This is a genomic window from Staphylococcus sp. GDX8P54P (assembly GCF_017893165.1).
In the GTDB taxonomy this organism is placed as follows: Bacteria; Bacillota; Bacilli; order Staphylococcales; family Staphylococcaceae; genus Staphylococcus; species Staphylococcus borealis.
In genome coordinates this window covers 121,123-147,426 of record NZ_JAESMM010000005.1, presented here as the reverse complement: position 1 = coordinate 147,426, position 26,304 = coordinate 121,123, and the positions used below count along the sequence as shown (strand labels likewise).

Genomic DNA, 26,304 nt, shown 5'->3' with positions numbered 1-26,304 from the left:
TAGGAAATGACATTACTTATAAAATAAAGAGTTCAATGACTATGCTAATTCACATAGCCATTGAACTCTGACGACTGAATATATTAAAAATAGTGTCTAAACATATTTATTAGTGAATAAAGTTATAACTTGAAGTATTGGTAATTGTTCTATTAGTGACATGGTTATAGTGTCCATTCCAGTTCATTTCTGAAACATATACCGAACCATCTTGATTCACATGTTCCACAACACCTACATGACCATAATAACCTGCAGTTGTTTGGAAAATTGCACCTACTTCAGGACGATTATCTACTGTTAATCCAGCATTTTTCGCTGAGTATGCCCAGTTATTTGCGTTACCCCAATAACTTCCAATTGCGCGCCCTAATTGTTGGCGACGATCAAATGCATAGTATGTACAATTTCCGTAACTATAACGGTTACCTTGATTGGCAGTTGTAATATGTTGATATGATACTGGTGAATTTACTGATGATTGGTATGTGTCATTCGTTGTAGCCACAGGTGCACTTGTAGGTACAACATTGTAATTAGACACATTTGTTGTGCTAGCACTTACTGATTGAGCTACTACATCCGCTTGATTATAGCCTGTTGTTTCTGTATATGCTTGTGCATAATTAATCTCTTTATTTTCTAATTTTGCTGCACCTTTGTCACTTACCGCTATTAAATCACCTGGATAAATTAATGCCGTTACACCTGGATTAAGGCTATAGAGTTGTTCTAACGATAAATGATGTGATAAAGCAATTTGATATAACGTATCGCCAGCTTTAACTTTAACGATATCTTTATCTGTTAACCCTAAGTTTGTTTCTTGTGCCACTTGGCCATCATAAGCATTTGCTTGGTGTGATGTTGTATGTGTTGAAGTTGTATGTGTCGTTTCTTGCGCATTAGCTAAACCACTTAAGCCTGCTAAAGCCGCAATTGAAGTAAATGTTACTGTAAGCGTCTTATTTATCATACTGTCATTCCTTTGTCGTTTTATATTATTCTTAATTTATACTCTAGCACACCGCATTTCATGTGTGTTCAATGTTATCGGCTTGTAATATAAAGGTTAAAAAGGACTTCAAGAACATGTAAAAAGACGTACTCTAGTAATAATTAATATTACATTTTACATTTATTTAGCGACTATTTATGTTTTATAAATAATTAGAGCCTGGAACATAAATAATATGATGATGCTATTTTGCAAATTGGCAATAGCTAACTGATTTGAAAATGCGCTTAAAGCAAGCTTTTTTCAAACCTAGTCATCCTTGACGACAGGCCCCCCAGCACTGAGTATTTCATCAAGAAATTCTACAAGTTAAGCAAGCTAAGAGCGGAACAGCAATATGAATTTTGGAAAAATCTTATTTTTGTCCCGCTCCCTAATCTATCATTCAATTTTTATTAATTATCGCTATGATTCATTGCTTGTCTTAAGTATGCTTCAATAAATGGTTGAATTTCTCCATCCATAACAGCATCAACTTTACCAGTTTCTTCATTAGTTCGATGGTCTTTCACCATAGAATACGGATGGAATACATACGAACGAATTTGACTTCCCCATCCAATCTCTTTTTGTTCACCACGTATTTCAGCCATTTCACGTTCTTGTTCTTCCAATTTTAATTGGTATAATTTAGCTTTCAACATTTTCATAGCTGCTTCACGGTTTTTTATTTGTGAACGTTCGTTTTGGTTATTGACTACAATGCCTGTCGGATGATGGGTAATTCGGATGGCAGATTCAGTTTTATTGATATGCTGACCCCCAGCACCAGACGCTCTAAATGTATCTACCGTAATATCATCAGGATTGATTTCAATTTCGATTTCGTCATTATTGAATTCTGGAATGACATCACATGATGCAAAAGATGTATGACGGCGTCCTGATGAATCAAAAGGTGAAATTCTGACTAATCTATGAACACCTTTTTCAGCTTTCAAGTAACCGTATGCATTGTGGCCTTTAATTAATAGCGTTACGCTTTTCACACCAGCTTCATCACCCGGTAAATAATCTACGGTTTCAACTTTGAACCCTTGTTGTTCACCGTAACGCTGATACATACGTAGTAACATACTAGCCCAGTCTTGAGATTCAGTACCCCCAGCACCTGGGTGTAATTCTAAAATAGCATTATTAGCATCATGTGGCCCATCTAATAATAATTGTAGTTCAAATTGATCAACTTTCTCTTTGAAGTCGTGTACATTCTGTTCTAAATCGTCTTTTACATCGTCATCTAACTCTTCTTGCAATAATTCCCAAGTTGCAGTCATATCTTCAACTTCTTCATCTAATTCATGGTAACCATTTACAACTGATTTTAATGCATTATTTTTATCAATAATGTCTTGTGCTTTATTTTGATCATCCCAAAAATCAGGTTCAGTCATCATTTCTTCATATTCTTGTATATTTGTCTCTTTATTTTCTAAGTCAAAGAGACCCCCTAATTTGCGTTAAGTTCTGACGATATTCATCTATATTTCGCTTAATTTCAGATAGTTCCATTTTTATCTCTCCTATTCTTTGTTCTTTGCACTTTTAAATGGATATGTAAAAAGTAGGAGCGTAGATTCAGTTCCACAACTCCCACTTATTATTAAAAATTAAAGCTATTCTTCTTTACCGTGGCAATTTTTATATTTCTTACCACTACCACATGGACATGGGTCGTTACGGCCAACTTTATCACCTTTAACAATTGGCTGTTTCTTAGCTTTTTCTTTGCCATCCTCAGCAGAGACATGTTGTGCTTTTCCAAAGTCAGTTGTTTTTTCTCGTTCTATATCTTCATCAACTTGAATTACTGATTTAAGAATGAATTTAGATGTATCTTCTTCAATATTTTGCATCATCATGTCAAATAGTTCATGACCTTCATTTTGGTAATCACGAAGTGGATTTTGTTGTGCATATGAACGTAAATGGATACCTTGACGTAATTGATCCATTGTATCAATATGATCCGTCCAATGCGTATCGATTGAACGTAATAATATCATACGCTCAAATTCTGCCATCTGACCACCGATTTTTGCTTTTTGACTTTCATAAACATTTTCGATCTTAGCCCAAACCACTTCGAAGATATCTTCAGGATCTTTGCCATTAATTTCTTCTTCTTTAAGATCGCCCTCTTGTAAAAAGACATCATTAACATAGTTAATAAATGGTGCATAGTCCGGATTGTCATCTTCTTCACTAATGTGATAGTTCACACCACGCTGTAATGTTGAACGTAACATAGCATTTACTAATTGTGAGCTATCTTCAGAATCGATAATATTGTTTCTTTCGTTATAAATAATTTCACGTTGTTTACGTAACACTTCGTCATATTCAAGTATACGTTTACGTGCGTCAAAGTTATTACCTTCAACACGTTTTTGAGCTGATTCAACAGCACGTGATACCATTTTAGATTCAATAGGTGTTGAGTCATCCATACCTAATCGGTTCATCATTTTTTGAAGTCTTTCAGAACCAAAACGAACCATCAATTCATCTTGAAGTGATAGATAGAAACGACTATCCCCTCTATCACCTTGACGGCCAGAACGACCACGTAATTGGTCATCAATACGTCTAGATTCATGACGTTCAGTACCAATAACAGCTAAACCGCCAATTTCTTCTACACCTTCACCTAATTTAATATCGGTACCACGACCAGCCATGTTTGTCGCTATTGTTACAGCACCTTTTTGTCCTGCATTGGCAACAATTTCAGCTTCACGTTCATGGTTTTTGGCGTTTAATACATCATGTCTAATGCCACGTTTTTTTAATAAATTAGAGATATATTCACTTGTTTCAACTGCAACAGTACCTAAAAGAACGGGTTGACCTTGTTTATGCTTTTCAACAACATCTTCAACAACTGCATCAAATTTACCTTTTTGGCTAATGTAAATTAAATCTGATTTATCGTCACGTTGAACAGGTTTATTCGTAGGGATTTGAGTAACCGTCATATTGTAAATATTACGGAATTCTTCTTCCTCTGTTTTCGCAGTACCAGTCATACCTGCTAACTTATTGTACATACGGAAATAGTTTTGGAAAGTAATGGATGCCATTGTTTTAGATTCATTTTGAATTTTAACGCCTTCTTTGGCCTCAATAGCTTGGTGAAGACCTTCTGAGAATCGACGACCAGGCATCGTACGTCCTGTAAATTGGTCAACAATAAGTACTTCTCCATCGACAACCATGTAATCTACGTCACGTTGTAGTGTTACGTGTGCTTTTAAAGCTGTATTAATGTGACTAATAACTTCCACATTTTGCACGTCATATAAATTTTCTATTTTGAACATGCGCTCTGCTTTGTCTGCACCTTGTTCAGTTAAATGAACTGCTTTTGTTTTTTCATCGTATTTATAATCATCTTCTGCTTTAAGCATTTTAGCGAACACATTAGCTTGCGTGTAAAGTGATGTTGATTTTTCCGCTTCACCAGAAATAATTAAAGGTGTTCTCGCTTCATCGATTAAGATCGAGTCAACCTCATCAATAATCGCAAAATGTAAAGGTCTCATTACACGCTCTTCAGCATAATTCACCATATTATCTCTTAGATAGTCAAATCCTAGCTCGTTATTCGTACTATACGTAATATCTTGTGCGTAGGCCTCACGCTTCTCAACCGTTGACTTACTGTTTAAGTTCAATCCAACTGTTAAACCTAAAAATTCATATAGCTCTGCCATTTCCTCACTTTGAACACTAGATAAGTATTCATTAACTGTGATAACGTGTACTCCTCGACCTGCAAGTGCGTTTAAATAGGTTGGCATCGTAGCCGTTAATGTTTTACCTTCACCTGTTCTCATTTCGGCAATATCGCCTTTATGAATTGCGATACCACCCATTACTTGTACTTTATACGGCGTCATATTGAAGACACGTTTTGCCCCTTCTCTTACTAAGGCATAGGCTTGTGGTAAAATTTTATCTAAATAGTCATTTTGTTTTTTTACATCTTCAATTTCTTGTAGTTCTTGTTGAAATTGTTTTGTTTTATTTTTAATTTCTTCATCAGTTAAGATAGCCATATCTTCCTCTAGCGAAAGTACTTCATCGGCTATTTTACTTAGACGTTTAGTTTCTTTTTTATTGCCGTCAACAATTTTTGATAAAAATCCCATTACGTCCGCTCCTTTAGCTTAAAAACTGTTTGGCTTACAACAATTTATCATATCATTTATACTTTTAAATTTATACTTAAATACTCATATAAGCACAATGCTTAATTGCGTACAACTTAAATAGCTTACTTTCTTTTCCCTCTATTTTGAATCGCTAAGCCTAATTTTTCAAATATCCAATTACTTCATTACATTAGCACAGCATGATAATAGCGTCCACGAATTACTATAATATAAGTTACAAAAAGAGTGGAACAGAATCCTTATCGAATTCACTGTCCCACCCTTATCACAATGACTAAAGCTAAATAGCACATTTTATGGTCACATGCTTAACCAACCAATGACTACAAACTTACATTGTAAATTTTATAATGTTATTGAATTTATAGTAACTTAAAGTTAATCAACTGAGTAAAAATTAATTATTCAGTTGTTTCAATTAATCCATATTTACCATCTTTACGTTTATAAACAATGCTTGTACCATCTGTATCACGATCAGTGAAGATGTAGAAATCATGACCTAATAATTCCATTTGTAATACAGCTTCTTCAGAATCCATTGGTTTTAAGCTAAATTGTTTAGAACGGATGATTTCAATATCGCTATCATTTGTAGCTTCTGCATTAGCCTCACCATTCGTTTCTGGTGGTGCCTCTTGAACTTCTGCTACAAACGCTTCTGGTTCTCCATGCGTTTTATGTTTACGATTAACACGTGTTTTATATTTACGAACTTGACGCTCTAATTTGCTTGTCACTAAATCAATGCCTGCATATAAATCATCGTGTCTTTCTTCAGCTCTTAATGTAACATTCTTCAATGGAATTGTTACTTCAATTTTAGTTGTTGAATTTTGATACGTTTTCACTTTAACATGTGCGACTGCATTTGGCACATCATTAAAATAACGTTCAAGTTTACCAATTTTGTCCTCAATATAGTTGCGGATGGCATCTGTAATAGTGAGGTTATCTCCATGAATTTCAAATCTAATCATAGCTATCTCTCCTTTAACCTCTTATGTTGGTAATTCTTACTATTATAATACCACGTTTAGCCTATCTTGAAAACGTAAACACTTTGAATTTTCTGACATTTTTGTCATATAATTTACACCCTGCGTGATGAATTGTTAATCCTGTTGTATAAATATCATCAACGAGTAAAATTTCTTTATCCGTTAAATCTATATCCTCTTTTATAAAGAAAGGATTCATCGCTTTTGCTCGTTCTACCTTACCTAGTTTTGATTGTTTAGGACGCAAGTCAGTCCCTAATATATCTACATAGTTGACGCCCATCTTTTCTAACACTGTTGCAACTGGATTAAAAGTCCTCAGTGTATCACGTGCTAATGGTGATGGTATAGGAACAATTAGATCATACGTTGTCTGTGGTAATTGAAGTTGTGACGCTAAAACCTCAGCTAAATAATAATCTCTCATAAGCTTGTATTGGTGTATGATGTCTTTCATTATGCCAGTATATTGATAATCGCAATAAAGTTGATCCATTAATGTAAAATTCTTAGCTAAAAATTGACAATCCAAACATTTGCCTTCTTTATTGTTATTGTCATTTAAACACTTAGGACAACGTTGCTCATCTTTAATTAATCGTACGCTCTCCCACATTTGTAGACATGGCTGACATAAGCGTTGAGGTACACGATAGAAATTGAATACACTTAGTGGTTCATCTAGATGTACACCACACTGTATACACTTAGGCATTCACCCACCCACGTTGGATACCTAGTCGATTCATTTTTTTAATTTCTCTTTTTGCTTGTATCATAGCGATGCTCACACCTTCATGCATAAATACCACGTTTCCAGTGGGCGCTTCCTGTTTACGTCCCACACGTCCAGCAATTTGTATGAGGGCAGCCTGTTCAAAAGTATGTGCATTGATAACAATGACATCTAATGTCGCCATAGTGAATCCTCTTTCTAAAATAGTTGTTGTAAAAACAATGGCATGTTCACCATTTCGAAGTGCCTGAACTTTATGAAATCGTAACGCATCTTTACTTGAAACACATATTAAATCCGGAAAATAATAGCGATAGCGTTTATACGTTTCTGTCATTAATTCAATATTATTAAAGAATACTAATGTATAGCGGTTTGCATTGATTTGATTGATTAACATTTTCTTTAATTTAAACTGTATATGTTTAACGTTCAATTTGAAATATGAGAACTTAGGCACGGGTAGTGGGTGTTTATGAAAGCGTGCTGGTAAAGTGATGATTTGCGCAGTTGATAAACGCTTGATTAGGGATTTGGGAGGAGTTGCCGTCATAAAAATGTGGCTATGCTTTTGTTTGGATGACAGTTGGATTGCATTCATTAAGCGCGGATCCATAGATAAGGGAAATGCGTCAACTTCATCAATAAAGATAACATCGAAATGGGATTTGAATCTAAATAATTGATGAACTGTTGCAATAATGAAATGACCATTATAGTGCTGTTGACTACTTTGATGTAAGACATCAATTTTTTCTGAAATAAATGCTGCTTTAATGCGTAAACTAATTTCCACTACAACATCTACTCTTGGAGATACTATAGCAATGTTATAACCACGTTGACGCGCCACACGAATGCCTTCAAACATCATTTCAGTCTTCCCAGCGCCAGTAACAGCATACAATAATAAAGGTTGGTGCTGATTAATTGCTTGTACAATCGCATTTGACGCATATTGTTGTTGTTCTGATAGTTGAAAGGGCAACTCATAATATCCATCAGAAATCGTATGTTCACTTTGCGTAATTCTAAATTCTGTAATATTGTCCATACGGCCCAACTGTATGCAATACCTACAGTATATAATACGCTTGTCTGAAAAAGATGTTTCATATTCGCACATATCATGGATATTGGTATTACCACATTGAAGACAGCAATACCCATTATTTGTAGCGATTATACCAGGCGTGACTTTGATGACTGTTTCATCAGTCAACGTAACGTCAGGGCCCACTAATTTTCCATATGATTTGATTGACTATCACTCCTTATTTCATATAAAAAAGCCTAAAAGCATTTAGAATTCGGATATAAGATATAACGCGTTTAATTAAAATAGAACCCCCCACATGCTTTGTTTGCTGATTTCCATTTCTGAAATACCTTGCAACAAAGGAATTCTATCTTAAGCTTCTGGCGGTATGCCGTAGTTTTGCTACCACCAATGCACATCAATGCTCATTGTCTTAATCCTTATTTACTCAACACTTTTAGACTTGAATTGTTATTAATTAATTTCGATTTTTCTTGGGAAGTATCCTAAACCTAATCCACCTGACCCTAGATGAGATGCAATAACTGGTCCAAATTCTGAATATTGCACATTGATGTTTGGATACGTCTCTTTTAAATGGTTATAAAAGTCTTTGCCTTCATCAATTTTGTCACCATTGATTACAAAGACAGTCACGTCGTCGATGTCTTTAATAATTTCAAAGATATTATCTTCTAATGTATTAAATGCACGTTTTTTTGTACGTACTTTTTCAAATGGATGAATTTTGCCATCCTTTTCAAAACATAGTACAGGTTTCATTTTCAATAATGTTCCAACCCACGCTTGCGCACCAGTGATACGTCCACTTTTTTGTAGATTCTTAAGATCATCAACAAAAAAGTAAGCACCTGTTTGCTCACGGATTTCTTCTAATTCTTCGATAATTACTTCTGGCGTAAATCCTTTGTCAATAAGTTCTTTCGCGTATATTGTATAACTTCCTTCAATCATCGCTGCTAATTTAGTATCAAACGTATGAACATTGACACCTTCTACCATTTCTCCAGCTTGCGTTGCCGATTGATAACTACCACTTATACCACTTGATAAAGTAATCACAATAATATCTGTGTAACCTTTATCTCTTAATTTCTCATAGTTCTCAATCCATTCTCCAATAGCCGGTTGGCTTGTTGTAGGGAACGTCTTAGATGAGGCCATTTTATTATAAAAATGTTCAATCGGTACATTATCATTCTCAGTAAACGTTTCTCCATCATCAAATGCGACACTTAATGGTGCGATAGGTATCTCGTACTTGTCCATAAAGTCTTGTGGTAGATACCCTGTTGAATCTGCCATTACTGCGATTTTCATAGTAGTCCTCCTCAATTATACTCAAAGTTATTATAAATTATTTTTATTGAAAAAGAAATTCATAATCAGATATTTATTCATTTAAAAATTAGCGTGTATAATGAAAGTTAAACATCTTTTCTATTTATTGGAGGTGAACAACTTTGAACGATCCTATTATTACGATCAAACAGGAACATATCATTGAAAATGTCATTAATAAATCTAGATTCATTGCACATATAAAACCTGTCTCATCGGAGGATGAAGCGAAAGCTTTTATAAACGAAGTTAAACAACAACATAAAGAGGCTACGCATAACTGTTCAGCTTATACAGTTGGTGATCAAATGAACATTCAGAAAGCAAATGATGATGGAGAACCAAGCGGGACTGCTGGTGTACCAATGCTAGAAATATTAAAAAAATTAGACGTCCATAATGTTTGTGTTGTCGTTACACGATACTTCGGAGGCATTAAACTTGGTGGCGGTGGCCTTATTCGTGCATATAGTGGTGCCGTAAGGGATGTAATTTATGACATTGGACGCGTAGAATTGCGCGATGCCATCCCCACTACCGTGACCATTAATTATGATTTAACTGGAAAGTTTGAATATGAATTAGCCTCTACAACGTATTTTTTAAGAGATACTACGTATACCGATAAAGTCAGTTATCAAATTGATGTCGTACAAACGGAATATGATGATTTTATTGCATTTTTGAATAAGCACACAGCTGGTAATTTTGAATTGCATGAAGCAGACGTTAAAAAGTTACCCTTTGATATACCTACAAATTAATAAAAACCTTGTTTGTGTAACACTACCTAATCATTTAAGTAGCCTCACAAACAAGGTTTTATTTTTTATGATGTTCATCAATGTCATTATTGGCATGATGTGATTCATTCTTCTTTGTAATTAAATTGAGTATCGGGCGATAACTATCATCGATCAATCCCGTAAATTCAACAATCAATTCAATTGTAATCACGATTAATATGAACATTAGGAGTACACCTAAAGGTTGTGACAAGTATAAAATAATACTTGATAAACTAAATAATATCGCTATTGAATAGATTAACAATACCGTTTGTCTATGGCTGTATCCCAATGCTAGAAGTTTATGGTGCAAATGAGACTTATCCGCTTGCATGATGTGTTGGCCATTACGCATTCTTCGAATCATTGCAAACAATGTATCGATAAATGGTACCGCTAAAATTACAATTGGGAAAAATAGCGAAATAAATGTAATGTTTTTAAAGCCAAGCAACGATAGAAAACCAATGATGAACCCAATCAATAGCGCACCACTATCTCCTAAAAAGATTTTAGCAGGGTGAAAGTTAAAGCATAAAAATCCTAATAATGAACCTATTAACACACTACAAATCATGATAATGAATACATTCGCTTGTAAAATTGCAATAAACGCAATCGTAATAAGACCAATTGCGGATACGCCTGAAGCTAATCCGTCTAATCCATCAATTAAATTAATGGCATTCGTAATCGCCACAATCCAAATAATTGTAATAGGTATACTCAATATTCCAAAATGAATCGTTGGCCCCATCGGAAAGGATATAAAATCAATCGTAATACCATAAAACGCAACAATTGAAGCGGCGACAATTTGTCCAATTAACTTTAAAATAGGCTTTAAATCATAAATATCATCAATTAATCCTACTAAATACATTACAATAGCACCTAAAACTAAGGGCTTAACTTCTCTTTCAATAGGATGTCCAAGCCAAATTCCTATTAAGAAAGAAAGTAGTATAACAGTACCACCCAATACTGAGACTGGCTTTGTATGTACTTTTCTGAAGTTTGGCCTATCTACTAAATCGAATTTAATAGAGACCTTTATAATAATAGGTGTTAATATTAAACTGATTACCAATGTCACAGCAATAAGTAGTAAAGTATACATCAGTTCACCTTCAATAAATCTCTTTTTAATTTGTCATATTTGCTAGTTATCTATTCATTCTATTTAAACAACTTTTAATTCATTTTTGTATTGGACTATAGTTGTAAATTACTGACACTTCATCACAACGTTCAGTAAACTCCAACTATTTTACCCTATTTCTCTATGTTTATCCTTAATTTTTAATTGAATGTAAATTTTTTGTAAAGATATTATAACTTATATCATATCATTTCATTATTCATTTGAATACGAAAGTATATATATTCTATCTAATTTGTTTGTTATATCTGATACAACTTAATGACAAATGGTAAGTTTTCACTTACAATAACTAATGGTTAAATTAAAGGAGTCGATTCCAATATGATTGAATCTATCATTTACAATGTTGCAGTTATGGTAGCGGGAATATATTTATTCCATCGGCTACAATATTCCGAAAATAAAATCATGGTCTTTTCTAAAGGCTATGTCACGGTGTTGATGACTATTGTTGCCCTACTACTTGCAGCATATCCAATTCCATTCCATCAAGAATATTTAGTTCATTTAACGTTTGTCCCATTATTATTTCTAGGTCGTTTTACGAATATGGGTTATACCTTAGTTTCAGCAGTTATTGTTGCTCTAGTTGAAGTATATGCATTTGGAAACTCACTTCTTTATGGCGTAGTACTTATCGTAATAGGTATCATCGTCAGTATGGTCGGTCCATTCTTGAAACAAAATGATATTGTGGCTTTAGTTGTTTTAAATTTGATTAGTGTCATTATTTTACTTATTTTATCCATCTTCAGCCCGCTATATGACCTTACTGAAATCGCATTTTTAGTTCCTATTTCATTCGTTTTAACCATTGCTTCAGCAATTACATTTGTTGATATGTGGCACTTCTTTTCATTAGTTACACGCTACGAAAATGAAGATAAGTTTGACTATCTTACTGGTTTAGGAAATGTGAAAGAATTTGATAGACATTTAAATCATGTATCACAAATCGCCGAAGAGAAAAAAGAAAGTCTTGCCTTATTATTAATTGATATCGATGGTTTTAAAGATGTTAATGATACGTACTCACATCAATCTGGAGATGCTGTGCTGAAACAAATGTCACAGCTATTAAAGAATTATGTTCCTAAACAATTCCAGATTTTCCGTAATGGTGGTGAAGAATTTTCAGTTGTCATCCGTGATTATTCATTGGATCAAAGCGTTAAATTAGCTGAAAATATACGAACTGGTGTTGAAAAGTCTTCATTCCACTTACCTAACAAGGAAGTTATTAAATTATCTGTCTCTATTGGTGTAGGCTACTTAACGCAAGATGATCATAAATCGCAACGCAAAGTCTTTAAAGATGCCGATGATATGGTCCATGTTGCTAAAAATGAAGGTCGTAATCAAGTAATGTTTAATCCAATCATTAAATTATAAAACTAAAAGCAGTCAACATATTAGATAATCAAAGTAGGATTCATATAGGTTATCTCATTATGTTGACTTTTTTATGATGTCTATCTTAACGTTGCGTTATTTTTCATGTTAATAGGAATTAGATGTGGTAGGAATACGTAGCGTACTATTGCAAGTTGCGTGTGCAAGTTGTACACTTCAAATTGTCTATGAAATTAAATTTAATTATCCAAAGTACTGGAGGTGCCGTTTATGTCAGATTCAATCACTATTATCGATGAAAATAAGGTGATTGATGTAGTTTTAATAGCTGGGAGAATCCTTCTTGAAGCTGGTGCAGAAACGTATCGTGTAGAAGATACAATGAACCGTATTGCACATAGTTACGGTTTAAATGATACATATAGTTTTGTAACGTCAACAGCCATTATCTTTTCACTTAATGACCGCACAAATACAAGACTAATTAGAATTCGCGAACGTACAACGGATTTAGAGAAAATTGCACTAACAAACAGTTTATCTAGAAAAATTTCTAGAAATGAATTAACCATTGATGAAGCAAAATCTGAATTGATTCATTTACGTCGTGCATCGTTACAATACTCATTTCTATTAAACTTTTTTGCAGCTGCAATTGCCTGTGGATTCTTCTTATTTATGTTTGGTGGTGTAGCTTCAGATTGCTGGATTGCTGTTATAGCTGGTGGGGCCGCTTTTTTAACGTTTAGTTTAGTACAACGATTTATTCAAATTAAATTCTTTTCAGAATTCGTTGCCTCAGCAGTCGTTATCACAATTGCAGCCACCTTTACTAAGCTTGGTATTGCAACGAATCAGAATATCATTACCATTTCTAGTGTAATGCCACTTGTACCCGGAATATTAATCTGTAATGCGATTCGAGATTTAATGGCTGGTGAATTGTTAGCCGGAATGTCTAGAGGCGTTGAAGCTGCATTAACTTCATTTGCCATCGGTGCTGGTGTAGCCATCGTTTTATTAATTATTTAAGAAAGGCTGTGTATAAATGTTATTTTATTTATTCCATTTCACAATTAGTTTCATTTCTACAGTGCTCTTCTCAATTATCTTCAATGCACCGAAGCGACTACTCGCAGCTTGTGGATTTGTAGGCGCTGTTGCATGGACCATATATCAATTCACTGTAGATATGGATTTAGGAAAAGTTGGCGCCGCATTTCTTGGAAGTTTAATCCTCGGATTATTAAGTCATGTTATGAGTCGTCGTTACAAACGCCCTGTGATTATTTTTATAGTGCCAGGTATCATTCCGCTTGTACCTGGGGGTACCGCATATGAAGCAACACGTTATTTAGTGTCAAATGATTATACACAGGCAGTAAACACTTTTTTAGAGGTAACACTTATTTCTGGTTCTATCGCGTTCGGAATTTTAGTAGCTGAAATCCTCTACTATATTTACACACGCATCAAGCAGTATTATGATAAAATTAAAGGTAAAACATATAGAAAATCATACAATATGAATAATAGAATCTAAGGGGATGTCTTGCTATGAAAGCACAGATTATAGACAGATTATCACGTTACGTCAAAATCGATACACAATCTAACCCAGAATCGTCAACCACACCTTCAACTGACAAACAATGGGATTTATTACATTTATTACAACAAGAACTTGAAGCCTTTGGTCTAGAAACAGACCTTGATGACAATGGCTATCTATTTGCGACGCTAGAAAGTAACATTTCTTCCGACGTTCCTACTGTTGGATTCCTAGCACATGTTGATACGTCACCTGACTTTAATGCTAGCAATGTGAATCCTCAGATTGTAGAAGCCTACGACGGTAGTGCAATCAAACTTGGCGATACGGGTCGTGTATTGAGCCAAGAAACTTTTCCAGAATTAAAAAAGCTTAAGGGCCATACACTCATGATTACTGACGGCACATCATTGTTAGGCGCAGATGATAAAGCTGGCGTTGTGGAAATTATGGAAGCCATTAACTATTTAATCGAGCATCCTGAAATTCAACATGGCCGTATTCGCATAGCATTCACACCTGATGAAGAAATTGGGCGTGGTCCACATCACTTTGATGTTGAACGCTTTGATGCAGACTTCGCTTATACAATGGATGGCAGTGAATTCGGTGAGTTACAATTTGAAAGTTTTAACGCTGCAGAGGCAAAAATTACGACACATGGCGTCAATGTACATCCAGGGTCAGCTAAAAACATCATGGTAAATGCAATATCATTAGGCCACCAATTTCATAGTCTTTTACCTGCAAGTGAGGTTCCAGAACGTACAGAAGGTTATGAAGGTTTCTATCATTTAATGAAATTTGAAGGTAATGTTGAAAAAGCGACATTGCAATATATTATTCGTGATCATGATAGAGATGCCTTTGAATTGCGTAAAAAGAAATTATTAGAAATTCGCGACGATATTAATATTCATTACGAAGATTTCCCAGTCGAGGTGACAATCGAGGATCAATATTATAATATGGCTGAAAAGATTAAACCACACCCATATATTATTGATATACCTAAAAAAGTGTTCAAAGATTTAAATATTGAACCTAATACAGCACCTATTCGCGGTGGTACTGACGGATCACAATTATCCTATAAAGGGTTACCAACACCTAACATATTTACAGGTTGCGGTAATTTCCATGGACCTTTTGAATATGCATCAATCGATGTAATGGAAAAAGCAGTACAAGTCATTATTGGTATTGCACAAGAAGTCACACATCATCATAAATAGATATCATCAATTAGGGAACCATGATGACCATATGGGTCATTGTGGTTCCCTTTTATTAGCATTTATTCATTTATCCATGGTTCAATGTCGTTTTTAATAATCTAAGTGCCTGAACAGTGAAATGTCTGATTTGTATGCCCATTTTAAAGTCTGTGTAGCTTTCTGGCATCTCAATAAATGTATTGAACATTGCTGTAACTTGATATTGGTCAAAGACATTAAATTTGTCGTCCGTCGCGCAAATAGCAATTGCTGGTTTATGATGTTTATGTGCTAATTCCGCAATTGTTAAAGTCGTTGTTTCAAGTAAGTGGTCTTCCTCTTTTACACCTTCACCAAAGATAATTAAATCAGCTTGAGATACGAGATCATCTAAATGCGTGATTTGATTGACTAATTCATGACTTGTTAATATCTCAGCATCATACAATCCACTTAATAATGCTGCAATACCACCGCCAGCGCCCCCTCTTTCGATTGGACCCATGGCAATTTTCATTTCATTTTTAACCAACTCACTAAAGTACCAAATTAAATTATCGATTTCAGCGGCCTTATCTCGTGTCATTCCATAACCTTCGTACGTCTTCATAATTTCACTATGTTTACCATATAATTTACTAGAAAAGTCAGACATCACTTGAATATGTGCATCTTTAAAAGTTTGAGGTATCTCAGAAAAGTCAATACGTCGAATAAATTTGATGACTTGAGCCCCTTCGCGCGCATCCAAAAGTTCTCCTTCATCATTATAGAATTTCGCACCTAAGGCTTGCATCATACCGATACCACCGTCGAAACTATCGATACCGCCTAGTGAAATAACAATGTTCGCAGCGCCGTTATTCAATGCATCTAGAATAACCTCTCCTAAGCCATAACTTGAGCGTTGTTCGATTGGCTTTTGACCTTTAACAAACAAATTGCCTTCAATTATAGTTAATCCTTGTTCAGTTTGACCATAGATTGTTTCAACTTCATTCATATCTGCATCATGGACATTCACTCTATATTTTGTGCCTGATTGCCACAAGAATACCGAATCCATAAGTTCATGGCGACCATTAAATAATGGCACTTGTACAATATCAGCATCTTCAATTTGACTGGCTACCGCTTCTTCAACAAAGCGATTTGCTTGATAACTCGAAATGATACCGTTAAATTCATCCATTGCTACTAATACTTTCATCTGTTAATCACCTCATGCCATTTTCTTTATTTATATATTGATTTAGATGTTATATATTCGACTTCACTTTCACATTATACATGGGTTGTCTCTACTTTTCATAATAATAGCAGTTATAATAACATAAATAAAAAACAGGGGTGACGCAGAATTCACTTTGAATTCATGTCCCCCTGTAAGGATGATGCGCACTAAGAGACGCCTGATATGGCCATCTTCTCAGTGTCGCCGGCTACTGTCCTTTTAAAATGTAGCCTTAAACAATGGTTGTTATTTGAATTTAATCTTTACTTTCTTAAGTCGTGATCTATTATTCTTCAGCTTGCGCTAATGAAGATACGTTAATATCACTGTGACTCGCGTTCCACTTTGCTTCTCCATCAATAAAATAGAATGCTTGTGGAGATTCATGTTTCACATGGGTCTTTTCAGCGATATAGTCAGAAAGTTTTCTTTCTTCTTGAACGACTAAATAATAGCCATCCATATCTCTTTCATATAAAAACTTGTTAAATTGATCGTATGCATCTGCTGAGATTGGACAAGTATCACTATGTTTTAATACAAATACATATTTATTGTCTTTAAGTACTTGTTCAAACTGGTCAATCGAACTCAGCTTTATAGCCATTCTATTCACCTCTAAAATTATTTATGTCCATATTGCACTTTATAATCATTATAAACTACTCAATGGGTTCAATTATACACATTTCATTGTCCATTGTTAACCAAAAATTTTAATTTTAATAACTGTGTCTACTTATTGCTTTTTTAACTTTTTCAATTCTTCGTAAAATCCACTATTATCCTTACTTAATTCTTTACCCGTTTTCGGTAACTTTTCTACATCAATTTTAGAAAGTTTTTTCTCTATCTCGATGGTTGTTTCTCGCGTATCATAATAATTCAATAAATTATAATACATTTCAATAGCATTTTTACGCGCACTGTTAACTTTTGGATCAGTAATATTCGTTTGATTCAATTCTGTTATTTGCTTCTCAATCAATGGCTTAATATGATCATCTATTGCTTTATTAGTAGTCGTATCATCACGCTCTAAATATTTTTGTGCTGCCTCTTTCAACTTCTGATTGTTATTTTCAATTTTAGATGTTAATTGATTCGCATCTTCTTGGTTCGTTGCTTTTTGAATTTGTGTTTCTACCTGTGAGCGATTGCTTTCAAATAGTTTAGTATAATCCAATATATCCTCATTCGCCTTGATTGATCTATTACATAAATCTACAAAGGCTTTAATGTCATAGATGGATTGTTTTTCTTGTTTCACATTTTGCAAATACTTATCTTTTAAATCTTTAACATCTTGATGTTCAGCAGGTAATTGTTTAGCCGATTTTTCATATTTCTTAAATTCAGGAATTAAGTGCTTGTTTATATCCTTCTGCAACGCTTTAAATTCTCTTTTATTCTTATCAGTGGTGTCCGTCTTGCTTAATTGGTCTAATTGTTTTAAATGAATTTTATCCATCACTGTTTTGACGTCTTTCTTCTCATCTTCAACCTTATTCAGTTGTGTTTGGAAATCATTTAAATCTGCACGCTTTTGATTACCACACGATGCGAGTAATACGCCACATATCAACATTATAGAAAGTATTGCTAATTTCTTCATAAATGCACTCCTATCACCACGTATTATACCTAAAGCTATTTATATTGAAAATGATTTGTGTTATAGTATTTCAGAATTTGACAAAACTTACCATTTAAAGGAGATACGTATGTACGCAACCGTTCAACCTTTTATTCAAGATGACGCACACAACGAGTATGATACATTATATCAAACTACGAAAGCATCGCTATTCAACTTGCTAGATTCTCCTGTAAAATTCACACAACATATCGGAGGCACACGTCATTTTAATTATGCAACTGAACCTATTCTAGATGTTTTAGTGGGTGTAAATAATTTACATGATATCACAGCTTTAGACGAGAAACGATTGAATTATTTAGGCTTTTATCGTCTCCATCATCCCTATAAGAAGAAAGTGATGATGGCAAAGTTTAATAATATGATTGATTTAAAGCAAACCATTCGCTTACATATCATTCAAATGGATACCTTGCTATTCAAACAGTACATTGATGTTGACAATGCACTTGCAACATTGCCAGATATTGCGCATCATTTTTCAGAAAAAAAGCATTCTATCATTCAACATATTAATTATATAAGACCCTATGAAAATCAAAAGCAGAAATACTTCGAAGACATCTATCAAAAGTTATAAAACGTTGTCGTCTTCGCAAATCATCGACAAAATTGCTATAATAAAAGGTAGATTATAGAAGAGAAGAAAGGATGTACTTATGTTAAAGCAAGAAGACATCTTACAAGATTTAAAGTCCTTAATACCTGAAGATATTATTAAAGTTAATGAACCACTCAAACGCTATACATACACTGAAACTGGTGGTAATGCTGATTTTTATTTATCACCGACTAAAAATGAAGACGTCCAAGCTATTGTACGCTATGCCAAAGAGAAGGCTATCCCTGTTACTTATCTTGGAAATGGATCAAATATTATTATTCGTGAAGGTGGCATTCGTGGCATTGTAATTAGCTTATTGTCATTAAATCACATCAATGTATCTGACGATGCTATTATTGCAGGAAGCGGTGCGGCAATTATTGATGTGTCACGTGCTGCTAGAGACCACGTGTTAACAGGATTAGAGTTTGCTTGTGGTATTCCTGGTTCGGTTGGAGGCGCCGTTTATATGAATGCTGGCGCATATGGCGGCGAAATCAAAGATTGCATTGATTACGCACTTTGCGTTAATGAACAAGGTGATTTAATTCAATTGACTAATAAAGAATTAGAATTAGATTACAGAAATAGTATTGTTCAAAAACAACATTTAGTCGTACTTGAAGCTGCATTTACACTTGAACCAGGTCAACTAGACGATATTCAAGCTAAGATGGATGACTTAACTGAACGTCGCGAATCTAAACAACCGCTTGAGTACCCATCATGCGGAAGTGTATTCCAACGTCCACCTGGTCATTTCGCAGGCAAATTAATACAAGATTCAAACTTACAAGGCCATCGAATTGGTGGTGTAGAAGTTTCAAAAAAACATGCCGGATTTATGGTTAATGTAGACAATGGAACAGCTACAGATTATGAAGATTTAATTCATCATGTTCAAAAAGTAGTAAAAGAAAAATTTGATGTTGAACTTCATCGTGAGGTTCGTATTATCGGAGAACATCCTGAAGAATAACAACATGGTACGTTGATAGGAGACGATGAATGATGCCAAAGGTCTATGGTTCGCTTGTAGATAATGAAACACGCTGTACACACTATCATACATTTTTAGATGTAATCGCTATTAAATTTAAATGTTGTAATACATATTACCCGTGTTATCAATGTCATGAGGAACATGCGTCACACCCCATTCAACGATGGTCAGAACAAGAATTCAATGAAAAAGCGATTATGTGTGATGTATGTAAACATGAGATGTCTATTCAAGACTATATGATGACAGAGCTATGTCCGAAATGTAAGGCACATTTTAATAGTCGTTGTAAATTTCACTATCATTTATATTTTGAATTATAATAATAATGGCTTAGTAACGATTGACAGATGGTTACTAAGCCATTATTTGTTTCTTATTTATTTAATTTTTCAATAATGTGATTTAATTCATCAATTTGTTTGATTGTCGTAGACGTTGATCCTGCGCTAAAGTACCATAGTTTAGGATCGAGTTCATAAACATTGCCGTGTTTAACGGCATTCACACCTTTAATTACATCATTAGATAACGTTTGTTTCGCGCTTGATTTACCACTCACAACTTGTCCTCTATCCATCGCTAGAATAATGTCAGGATTTTTAGTTGTAATATACTCATTATTAATATTTTGACCGTGTGGGCTAGCTTTAACATGCATATCAGTCGGTTTAAAGCCTAGTGTATTATAAATTAAATCACCAAATCTACCACCTGGACCGAAAGTTGATAACTCACCTTCATTAACTAACAAGTACATCGTTTTCTTATCTATTTTTTCAACTTTTGCTTTTGTATCTGCTATTTTTTTATCCAGTGCGTCATTTAAAGATTTTGCTTTATCTTCTTTACCATAAATTTTACCTAATTTTGTTGTTACTGATTTCATATCATTAATATAATTTTTCTCGCTAGCACCAACATAAACAATTTTGGCGTTTGGTGCAGCCTTCTTCAATTCATCTATATTTTTCACGGTTGCTGTTCTTCCAGAAATATAAATCACTTCTGGTTTTGCTTTAGCTACTTTATCAAAATTAATTTGCATTAAATTACCCGTATTGATGTATTTCTCATCTTTAAATTCTGAAAGAAATTCAGGTAATGCCGCATTTTTCTCACCTTTAGGTAAACCAATAATTTGGTCTTGTACGCCAAATGTTTTCAATACATCGACAGCACCGTAATCAAAGACAATTGCACGCTTTGGATGCTTAGGAACATCCACCGTTTCTTTAACCTCTTTAGCGTCACTTTTATCTTTCTTCTCGCCTCGTGTCTTATAATTATTTTCTATTTGAACGATGTCTTTATTGTCATCTTTTTTTGCGGCACCATGATCGCTATCTGAACTTTTGCCACATGCCGTTAAAACTAAGGCAAGACTTAATACTAAAAACACAATTATTTTCTTCATCGTTGCAACATCCTCTTGTTGTTGTATTTAAGTGATAACGATTATCAATATCACTTAAAAATATATTACTTTATTATAAAATATTTTTCAATAAAAAGTTGCAAGCTATACTGAATATAATGTTGAAGTATAAGCGTATTTTTTTAATACATGATAGGACTAACTTATTTTCTAAATAAAAAAGTCAATGAATGCATTTGTACACGCATTCACTGACTTTTAGCCTAAGCATTATAATTTAGATGCTTTGAAATGGTCTATTTATCTACGACTTCTTCTAATTCATCAATTTGTTTAATTGTAGTAGTAGATGAACCTGATGCAAAGTACCATAATTTAGGATCTAATTGATATACTTTGTCATTTTTAACTGCTTTAACATTTTTAATAACGTCGTTGCTTAATACTTTTTTAGCAGTTGATTCACCACCAACCACTTCACCACGGTCCATTGCTAAAATAACATCTGGATTGTGCTCACTGATGTATTCATTGTTCACATTTTGGCCATGTGAACTATTACTTACGTTTTTATCTGCTGGTTTGAAGCCTAATGTATCAAATACTAAACCACCAAATCTTCCACCAGGACCATAAGTTGATAATTCACCTTCGTTTACTAATAAATACATTACAGTTTTATCAAAGTTTTTAGTTTCATCTTTCATTTCAGCGATTTTTTCATCTAACTCTTCGTTGATGTCTTTAGCTTTATCTTCTTTGTTGTAAATTTTACCTAAGTTTTCAGTGTTTTTCTTCATGTCTTTAACTAGATTTTTCTCATCAGCACCAACGTAAACGATTTTAGCGTCTGGGGCTGCTTTTTTGAATTCATCTAAATTTTTCTGATTGGCAGTTCTACCTGAAATGAATATTACTTCAGGTTTAGCGGCTGCTACTTTATCGAAATTCACTTCTTTAAGATTTCCAGTATTTACGTATTTATCATCTTTAAAGTCTTTTAGGAAATCTGGTAATGATTCATTGTTTTCACCTTTTGGTAAACCTTTGACTTTATCTGCCACGCCTAATTCTTTAAGTACATCTAAAGCACCATAGTCTAAAACAATTGCATTTTTAGGATTTTTAGGAACTTCAACTGTGTTGCTAACTTTCTTAGCATCACTACCGTCGCGTTCTTCACCTGAAGCTTCAAAATTATTTTTGATTTTTACAGTTTCTTTTGAATCTTTGCTATCACTTTTAGATCCTGAATCGTTACTACTTGATCCATTACTACAAGCTGATAAAACTAATACTAAAGATAAGACTAAAAATAAGACTGTCTTTTTCATATGTACGACTCCTCTAAAAATTATTTAACCTTTATGCTGCGTATCGATGGACTTCTCTCTTGTCTACGTCTTCTAATAGCATCACCCCTTTAAAATATGAGGTTAAATGATTTAATTACAAAGTGAGTCAAATGTGATTTCATCGTAATACAGACAAATGCGTTGCCCTCTGATCTCTTCAATATGAACATCCATTTCATATAATTGCTTTAGAATCTCGGTCTGAATAACATTATCTCTTGTATCTGCTTTGACGATTTCACCATCTTTTAATGCGATGATATCGTCTGAATAACATGACGCAAAATTGATGTCATGTAGAACAATGACAATTGTTTTGTTTAAGTCTTTACAAAGTCGGCGTAACGTTTGCATAATCTGCACAGAATGTTTCATATCTAGATTGTTTAACGGTTCATCTAATAAAATATAATCCGTATCTTGCGCAATAGTCATTGCAATATACGCACGTTGTCGTTGACCCCCAGATAACGTTTTAATATTTCGATGACGAATGTTTTGAAGCTGCAATAAATCTAGCGCATACTCAACTTGTTCATAATCTTCCTTCTTCATACGTCCTTTTGAATAAGGGAATCGACCAAAGTTTACTAATTGTTCAATCGTTATATTCATATCTGTATGATTCGTCTGTTTTAAAATGCTTAACTTTTTAGCTAAATCATCACTTTTATAATCATCGACTGCTTTACCTTCAATCTTAATTGAACCCTTTTCATACTCAAATAAGCGACTTACCGCAGATAATAAGGTACTTTTACCAGCGCCATTGGGTCCTATAAGAGAGGTGAGCCTACCTTTCTGAATATCAACGTTAATATTTTTTAAAATTGGCTTATTCTGTATCGCTTTATCTAAATTTTTAATCTCAATCAATTTGCACTTCTCCTTTTGACAAGTAAGTAAATGAAGTAACTACCACCGATTAAATCAATGATTAAGCTAAACTCTGTTGTAGCTTCAAATAAATTTTCAACAACCCATTGTGCTAAAAATAAACTGATCCAGCTAATTAAAATGGTTGCTGGCAAAATGTATTTGTGTTCATACGTCTTCATTAATTCATGTGCTAAATTTACAGTTAATAATCCTAAGAATGTAACCGGACCAACCAAAGCCGTTGAGATAGAGACCAATAAAGCCACTAATATAAGAAGTAAACGCGTCATTGTCTCATAAGATACACCTAAATTGATTGCTTGCGCTCTTCCAAGTAGTAATACATCTAAGTATGGACGCAATATCACTGTAATCACAATTAAAACAAGTAATAAGCATGTAGAAATAAGGACAAGTTTAGAGTTAGATGCCTCAAAACTTGCAAACATAGCACTTTGTACTGCTAAGAACGACTCAGGATCCATAATCAACTGGATAAAACTCGTAATACTTCGGAAGAATGTCCCTAAAATCACACCTACAAGTAAAATAAAATATACTGAGAAGTTCCCTAATTTGAACATGCCTTCAAATAGCAATAATGAAAATAAGACCATAGCAATTAGTGTCACAAAAAAGTTCAAGTATACATTAGTGACAACTGCAGCTTGTGTACCTACTAAAAAGACTGGCAACACTTTTACAAATAAATAAACAGAATCCAATCCCATAATTGATGGTGTTAATAATCGGTTGGTTGTAATCGCTTGAAAGATAACAACTGATGCCCCAATCGCACCACCTACAATGAGGATAAGCACCAATTTTCTCAACCGACTTTGAAATTGATACTGAAAAATCTCATAGTCTAAACCTACTAATAAGTAAAATGCTGCCATGCAAATTGTCGCAATAATTAATATGGTAATTTTCTTGTTAGAACTCATTTGCATAATGCTTTCTACCTTTCATTAGTAATATTAGGAATATCACTGTTCCGAAGACACCAATAGTCAATCCGATATTAATTTCATAAGGATAGACAATCAATCTACCTACGATATCAGCGAACAATACAAATATTGATCCTAGCATGAGTGTATGTGGAAGTGCATTTTTTAAATGGTCACCTCTATACATCGAAATAATATTTGGTACGATCAGACCTAAAAATGGTAGCGTACCTACAGTAACAACTACTAATGCCGTCAGTGCAGCTGTAATGAACAATGCAATATTTATAATTTTTTCATAGCTAACACCCAAGTTATGGCTAAAATCTTTCCCCATACCAGCAATCGTAAAGTGATTTGCGAAGATAAACGCAATAATCAGTAGCGGCACAACAAGATAAAGAACTTCATAGCGTCCACTTGTTATAATTGCAAAGTTGCCATTCATCCAGTTCCCAATGCTTTGCAATGCGTTAGTTCTTAAGGCAATAAATGTCGTGAAACTGGATACAATACCACCAATCATAATTCCTAGTAATGGCACAAAGATAACTTCTTTAACACGAATTAAATTAATTAATTTCACAAATAAGAATGTCCCTGCCAAACTTAATCCAACCGCAAATAATAATTTAATTAATATATGACCTTTTGGGAAAAAAATAAGCGAAATTAAAATACCTAACTTAGCCCATTCCATTGTTCCTGCCGTCGTCGGGCTTACAAATTTATTTTGCATCATTTGCTGCATAATTAATCCTGCTAATGCGAGTGAACTACCAGAAAGAAGAATACTAACTGTTCTAGGTATACGACTTGAAAACAAAATATTTTGCTGTTCTTCGTTTAAGTGGAAAATATCTGAAAGAGAGAGCTGACTCACCCCAACAAATAAGGAGACTATAGTTAAACATACTAATATGATAAGTAAAACATAACCCTTAAATAAAAACTTCACTATCTATTCTCCTCGTCTTGCTATATGTATTGAAATGATAGTCGTTATCAACGATAATGATTATCATTGTCGCTATAATCAATATTAAAGATTACTGACCTGAATTTCAATAGTAATTTGAAGATATATTCATATTTATACATGAATCGAAAGAAATAATTTAGATTGTACGAACCGAACACATAATAGATAACACGGTTAAGTTGTTTCATCATGATGGCCAACAATCAGACGTATCACAACCAAAAAAGGTCCGCGGCAAAGAGACTTTCAATATGAAAATCAACAAGCAAAACGAGCTGGGGTTGAGGAACTTAAGTGCACACACTTACGTAAATAGTTCTAAGATAGATAACGAAACATAGTTGCGGAGACTCCTAGGGGAGCAGTAATTTTAATGAACCTAAGTGCAATAGCACTTAAGTAAGAAATTCTAGAGATGAATGACGAATATTTTTGCGCGCGGGGCCCTAGCAAAGAGATTTTCAACATGAAAATCTACAAACAAAACAAGCTGGGGGTGAGGAACTTAAGTGTTTACACACTTAAGTAAGTAGTTCTAATGATTAAAATCAAAGAACTACTTTAGAGACGGCACCCCAGGAACACGAAGCAACTTATGTGAGTGATTATCTATCTAAGATCGCCTTTAGAGGACTACAGGCTGAAACCATTCCATAAGAAGGGCCCCAACACAGAGAAACTGAGTTAATCAGTTTCTACAAGCAAAGCACGTTGGGCAAGCAAGCCAACAATACGAAGTATTATAAATAAAGAAGCCAGTAAATGCATTTGTTAAAACGCATTTACTGGCTAACGTTCTGAGAACTAGGCCTCAGATATTATCTCATTTATATCATATTGTTACTGA

At 34.1% G+C, this 26,304-nt stretch carries 24 protein-coding genes; 8 read left to right on the top strand and 16 right to left on the bottom strand.

Annotated elements, in window-relative coordinates:
- Window positions 1-109: 109 nt before the first annotated feature.
- The 7 genes from KA909_RS01755 to fakB1 form a co-directional block, all read right to left on the bottom strand.
- Entirely contained in the window at window positions 110-973 is an 864-nt protein-coding gene (locus tag KA909_RS01755) for a COG3942 and LysM peptidoglycan-binding domain-containing protein (protein WP_193839913.1), read from the bottom strand.
- A gap of 440 nt (window positions 974-1,413) precedes the next feature.
- Window positions 1,414-2,530 (bottom strand): peptide chain release factor 2 gene (prfB, locus tag KA909_RS01750; protein ID WP_176747945.1). Its coding sequence is split into 2 segments (ribosomal slippage): window positions 1,414-2,457 and window positions 2,459-2,530, totalling 1,116 coding nucleotides; the frame shifts between segments, so codons are not numbered across the junction.
- A gap of 104 nt (window positions 2,531-2,634) precedes the next feature.
- The gene (gene secA / locus KA909_RS01745) at window positions 2,635-5,172 is read right to left on the bottom strand and encodes a preprotein translocase subunit SecA (protein ID WP_053029924.1); all 2,538 of its coding nucleotides are present in this window, start codon (window positions 5,170-5,172) and stop codon (window positions 2,635-2,637) included.
- 425 nt (window positions 5,173-5,597) lie between these two features.
- Window positions 5,598-6,176, bottom strand: a complete 579-nt coding sequence (hpf, locus tag KA909_RS01740) for a ribosome hibernation-promoting factor, HPF/YfiA family (protein ID WP_070854846.1) — start codon at window positions 6,174-6,176, stop codon at window positions 5,598-5,600.
- Window positions 6,177-6,237: 61 nt separating this feature from the next.
- Window positions 6,238-6,912, bottom strand: coding sequence for a ComF family protein (locus KA909_RS01735; RefSeq protein WP_193839630.1), 675 nt, complete (start codon window positions 6,910-6,912; stop codon window positions 6,238-6,240).
- Window positions 6,905-7,987: a DEAD/DEAH box helicase family protein gene (locus tag KA909_RS01730; protein ID WP_245339325.1), complete on the bottom strand. Its 1,083-nt coding sequence runs from the start codon at window positions 7,985-7,987 to the stop codon at window positions 6,905-6,907. Before KA909_RS01730 ends, KA909_RS01735 begins: the two co-directional genes overlap by 8 nt.
- A gap of 459 nt (window positions 7,988-8,446) precedes the next feature.
- Window positions 8,447-9,313, bottom strand: a complete 867-nt coding sequence (gene fakB1 / locus KA909_RS01725) for a fatty acid kinase binding subunit FakB1 (RefSeq protein ID WP_193839631.1) — start codon at window positions 9,311-9,313, stop codon at window positions 8,447-8,449.
- Between the two features lie 143 nt (window positions 9,314-9,456).
- Between fakB1 and KA909_RS01720 the strand changes: the two genes are divergently transcribed.
- Window positions 9,457-10,098: a YigZ family protein gene (locus KA909_RS01720; RefSeq protein ID WP_070854849.1), complete on the top strand. Its 642-nt coding sequence runs from the start codon at window positions 9,457-9,459 to the stop codon at window positions 10,096-10,098.
- Between the two features lie 58 nt (window positions 10,099-10,156).
- Here KA909_RS01720 and KA909_RS01715 read toward each other — a convergent pair whose 3' ends face one another.
- Window positions 10,157-11,242, bottom strand: a complete 1,086-nt coding sequence (locus tag KA909_RS01715) for a glycosyltransferase family 4 protein (protein WP_193839632.1) — start codon at window positions 11,240-11,242, stop codon at window positions 10,157-10,159.
- A gap of 366 nt (window positions 11,243-11,608) precedes the next feature.
- Here KA909_RS01715 and gdpS point away from each other — a divergent pair, with 366 nt between their 5' ends.
- The 4 genes from gdpS to pepT all read left to right on the top strand — a co-directional run bounded on the left by gdpS (window position 11,609) and on the right by pepT (window position 15,427).
- A complete protein-coding gene (gene gdpS, locus KA909_RS01710; protein ID WP_210129891.1) occupies window positions 11,609-12,679 on the top strand; it encodes a GGDEF domain-containing protein GdpS in 1,071 nt (356 codons plus the stop codon).
- Window positions 12,680-12,910: 231 nt separating this feature from the next.
- The gene (locus KA909_RS01705; protein ID WP_053029932.1) at window positions 12,911-13,672 is read left to right on the top strand and encodes a threonine/serine exporter family protein; all 762 of its coding nucleotides are present in this window, start codon (window positions 12,911-12,913) and stop codon (window positions 13,670-13,672) included.
- Window positions 13,673-13,688: 16 nt separating this feature from the next.
- Window positions 13,689-14,183 (top strand): threonine/serine exporter family protein, encoded by a 495-nt coding sequence (locus tag KA909_RS01700; protein ID WP_053029933.1) that lies wholly within the window; start codon window positions 13,689-13,691, stop codon window positions 14,181-14,183.
- A 14-nt stretch (window positions 14,184-14,197) separates the two neighbouring features.
- Window positions 14,198-15,427, top strand: coding sequence for a peptidase T (pepT, locus tag KA909_RS01695; RefSeq protein WP_053029934.1), 1,230 nt, complete (start codon window positions 14,198-14,200; stop codon window positions 15,425-15,427).
- A gap of 70 nt (window positions 15,428-15,497) precedes the next feature.
- On the opposite strand, the gene KA909_RS01690 is transcribed toward pepT, so the two are convergent.
- From KA909_RS01690 to KA909_RS01680, 3 genes are all read right to left on the bottom strand, one after another.
- Window positions 15,498-16,619, bottom strand: a complete 1,122-nt coding sequence (locus KA909_RS01690; protein WP_193839634.1) for a glycerate kinase — start codon at window positions 16,617-16,619, stop codon at window positions 15,498-15,500.
- A 310-nt stretch (window positions 16,620-16,929) separates the two neighbouring features.
- On the bottom strand, window positions 16,930-17,250 hold the full coding sequence (ytxJ, locus tag KA909_RS01685) for a bacillithiol system redox-active protein YtxJ (protein ID WP_053029936.1): 321 nt from the start codon (window positions 17,248-17,250) through the stop codon (window positions 16,930-16,932).
- A gap of 132 nt (window positions 17,251-17,382) precedes the next feature.
- On the bottom strand, window positions 17,383-18,258 hold the full coding sequence (locus KA909_RS01680) for an EMYY motif lipoprotein (protein ID WP_193839635.1): 876 nt from the start codon (window positions 18,256-18,258) through the stop codon (window positions 17,383-17,385).
- 109 nt (window positions 18,259-18,367) lie between these two features.
- On the opposite strand from KA909_RS01680, the gene KA909_RS01675 reads away from it, so the two are divergent.
- From KA909_RS01675 to KA909_RS01665, 3 genes are all read left to right on the top strand, one after another.
- Window positions 18,368-18,883 carry a GrpB family protein gene (locus tag KA909_RS01675; protein WP_210129890.1) on the top strand — a complete coding sequence of 172 codons (516 nt, stop codon included), beginning with the start codon at window positions 18,368-18,370 and terminating at the stop codon, window positions 18,881-18,883.
- A 79-nt stretch (window positions 18,884-18,962) separates the two neighbouring features.
- Window positions 18,963-19,886, top strand: a complete 924-nt coding sequence (gene murB / locus KA909_RS01670) for a UDP-N-acetylmuramate dehydrogenase (protein WP_075108235.1) — start codon at window positions 18,963-18,965, stop codon at window positions 19,884-19,886.
- Between the two features lie 32 nt (window positions 19,887-19,918).
- Window positions 19,919-20,233 carry a CHY zinc finger protein gene (locus KA909_RS01665; RefSeq protein ID WP_210129910.1) on the top strand — a complete coding sequence of 105 codons (315 nt, stop codon included), beginning with the start codon at window positions 19,919-19,921 and terminating at the stop codon, window positions 20,231-20,233.
- A 53-nt stretch (window positions 20,234-20,286) separates the two neighbouring features.
- Here the strand turns inward: KA909_RS01665 and KA909_RS01660 are convergent, their stop codons facing one another.
- The 5 genes from KA909_RS01660 to KA909_RS01640 form a co-directional block, all read right to left on the bottom strand.
- A complete protein-coding gene (locus tag KA909_RS01660; RefSeq protein ID WP_193839637.1) occupies window positions 20,287-21,327 on the bottom strand; it encodes a ferrated catecholamine ABC transporter substrate-binding lipoprotein SstD in 1,041 nt (346 codons plus the stop codon).
- A 257-nt stretch (window positions 21,328-21,584) separates the two neighbouring features.
- Window positions 21,585-22,622: a ferrated catecholamine ABC transporter substrate-binding lipoprotein SstD gene (locus KA909_RS01655; protein ID WP_075108238.1), complete on the bottom strand. Its 1,038-nt coding sequence runs from the start codon at window positions 22,620-22,622 to the stop codon at window positions 21,585-21,587.
- Window positions 22,623-22,733: 111 nt separating this feature from the next.
- Complete coding sequence (locus KA909_RS01650) at window positions 22,734-23,519, bottom strand: iron ABC transporter ATP-binding protein (RefSeq protein WP_075108239.1); 786 nt, start codon at window positions 23,517-23,519, stop codon at window positions 22,734-22,736.
- Window positions 23,516-24,475, bottom strand: coding sequence for an iron chelate uptake ABC transporter family permease subunit (locus tag KA909_RS01645; RefSeq protein ID WP_075108240.1), 960 nt, complete (start codon window positions 24,473-24,475; stop codon window positions 23,516-23,518). The genes KA909_RS01650 and KA909_RS01645 overlap by 4 nt, the downstream gene beginning before the upstream one ends.
- Entirely contained in the window at window positions 24,459-25,433 is a 975-nt protein-coding gene (locus KA909_RS01640) for an ABC transporter permease (RefSeq protein ID WP_075108241.1), read from the bottom strand. Before KA909_RS01640 ends, KA909_RS01645 begins: the two co-directional genes overlap by 17 nt.
- Between the last annotated feature and the right edge of the window lie 871 nt (window positions 25,434-26,304).

Coding starts and splice junctions, on each gene's coding strand:
- KA909_RS01715 (WP_193839632.1), bottom strand. CDS start 11,242: ATGTATACTTTACTACTTATTGCTGTGACATTGGTAATCAGTTTAATA.
- KA909_RS01735 (WP_193839630.1), bottom strand. CDS start 6,912: ATGCCTAAGTGTATACAGTGTGGTGTACATCTAGATGAACCACTAAGT.
- KA909_RS01730 (WP_245339325.1), bottom strand. CDS start 7,987: ATGGACAATATTACAGAATTTAGAATTACGCAAAGTGAACATACGATT.
- murB (WP_075108235.1), top strand. CDS start 18,963: ATGTTAAAGCAAGAAGACATCTTACAAGATTTAAAGTCCTTAATACCT.
- KA909_RS01690 (WP_193839634.1), bottom strand. CDS start 16,619: ATGAAAGTATTAGTAGCAATGGATGAATTTAACGGTATCATTTCGAGT.
- KA909_RS01665 (WP_210129910.1), top strand. CDS start 19,919: ATGCCAAAGGTCTATGGTTCGCTTGTAGATAATGAAACACGCTGTACA.
- secA (WP_053029924.1), bottom strand. CDS start 5,172: ATGGGATTTTTATCAAAAATTGTTGACGGCAATAAAAAAGAAACTAAA.
- pepT (WP_053029934.1), top strand. CDS start 14,198: ATGAAAGCACAGATTATAGACAGATTATCACGTTACGTCAAAATCGAT.
- KA909_RS01660 (WP_193839637.1), bottom strand. CDS start 21,327: ATGAAGAAAATAATTGTGTTTTTAGTATTAAGTCTTGCCTTAGTTTTA.
- ytxJ (WP_053029936.1), bottom strand. CDS start 17,250: ATGGCTATAAAGCTGAGTTCGATTGACCAGTTTGAACAAGTACTTAAA.
- fakB1 (WP_193839631.1), bottom strand. CDS start 9,313: ATGAAAATCGCAGTAATGGCAGATTCAACAGGGTATCTACCACAAGAC.
- gdpS (WP_210129891.1), top strand. CDS start 11,609: ATGATTGAATCTATCATTTACAATGTTGCAGTTATGGTAGCGGGAATA.
- KA909_RS01705 (WP_053029932.1), top strand. CDS start 12,911: ATGTCAGATTCAATCACTATTATCGATGAAAATAAGGTGATTGATGTA.
- KA909_RS01680 (WP_193839635.1), bottom strand. CDS start 18,258: ATGAAGAAATTAGCAATACTTTCTATAATGTTGATATGTGGCGTATTA.
- KA909_RS01675 (WP_210129890.1), top strand. CDS start 18,368: ATGTACGCAACCGTTCAACCTTTTATTCAAGATGACGCACACAACGAG.
- hpf (WP_070854846.1), bottom strand. CDS start 6,176: ATGATTAGATTTGAAATTCATGGAGATAACCTCACTATTACAGATGCC.
- KA909_RS01700 (WP_053029933.1), top strand. CDS start 13,689: ATGTTATTTTATTTATTCCATTTCACAATTAGTTTCATTTCTACAGTG.
- KA909_RS01655 (WP_075108238.1), bottom strand. CDS start 22,622: ATGAAAAAGACAGTCTTATTTTTAGTCTTATCTTTAGTATTAGTTTTA.
- KA909_RS01645 (WP_075108240.1), bottom strand. CDS start 24,475: ATGCAAATGAGTTCTAACAAGAAAATTACCATATTAATTATTGCGACA.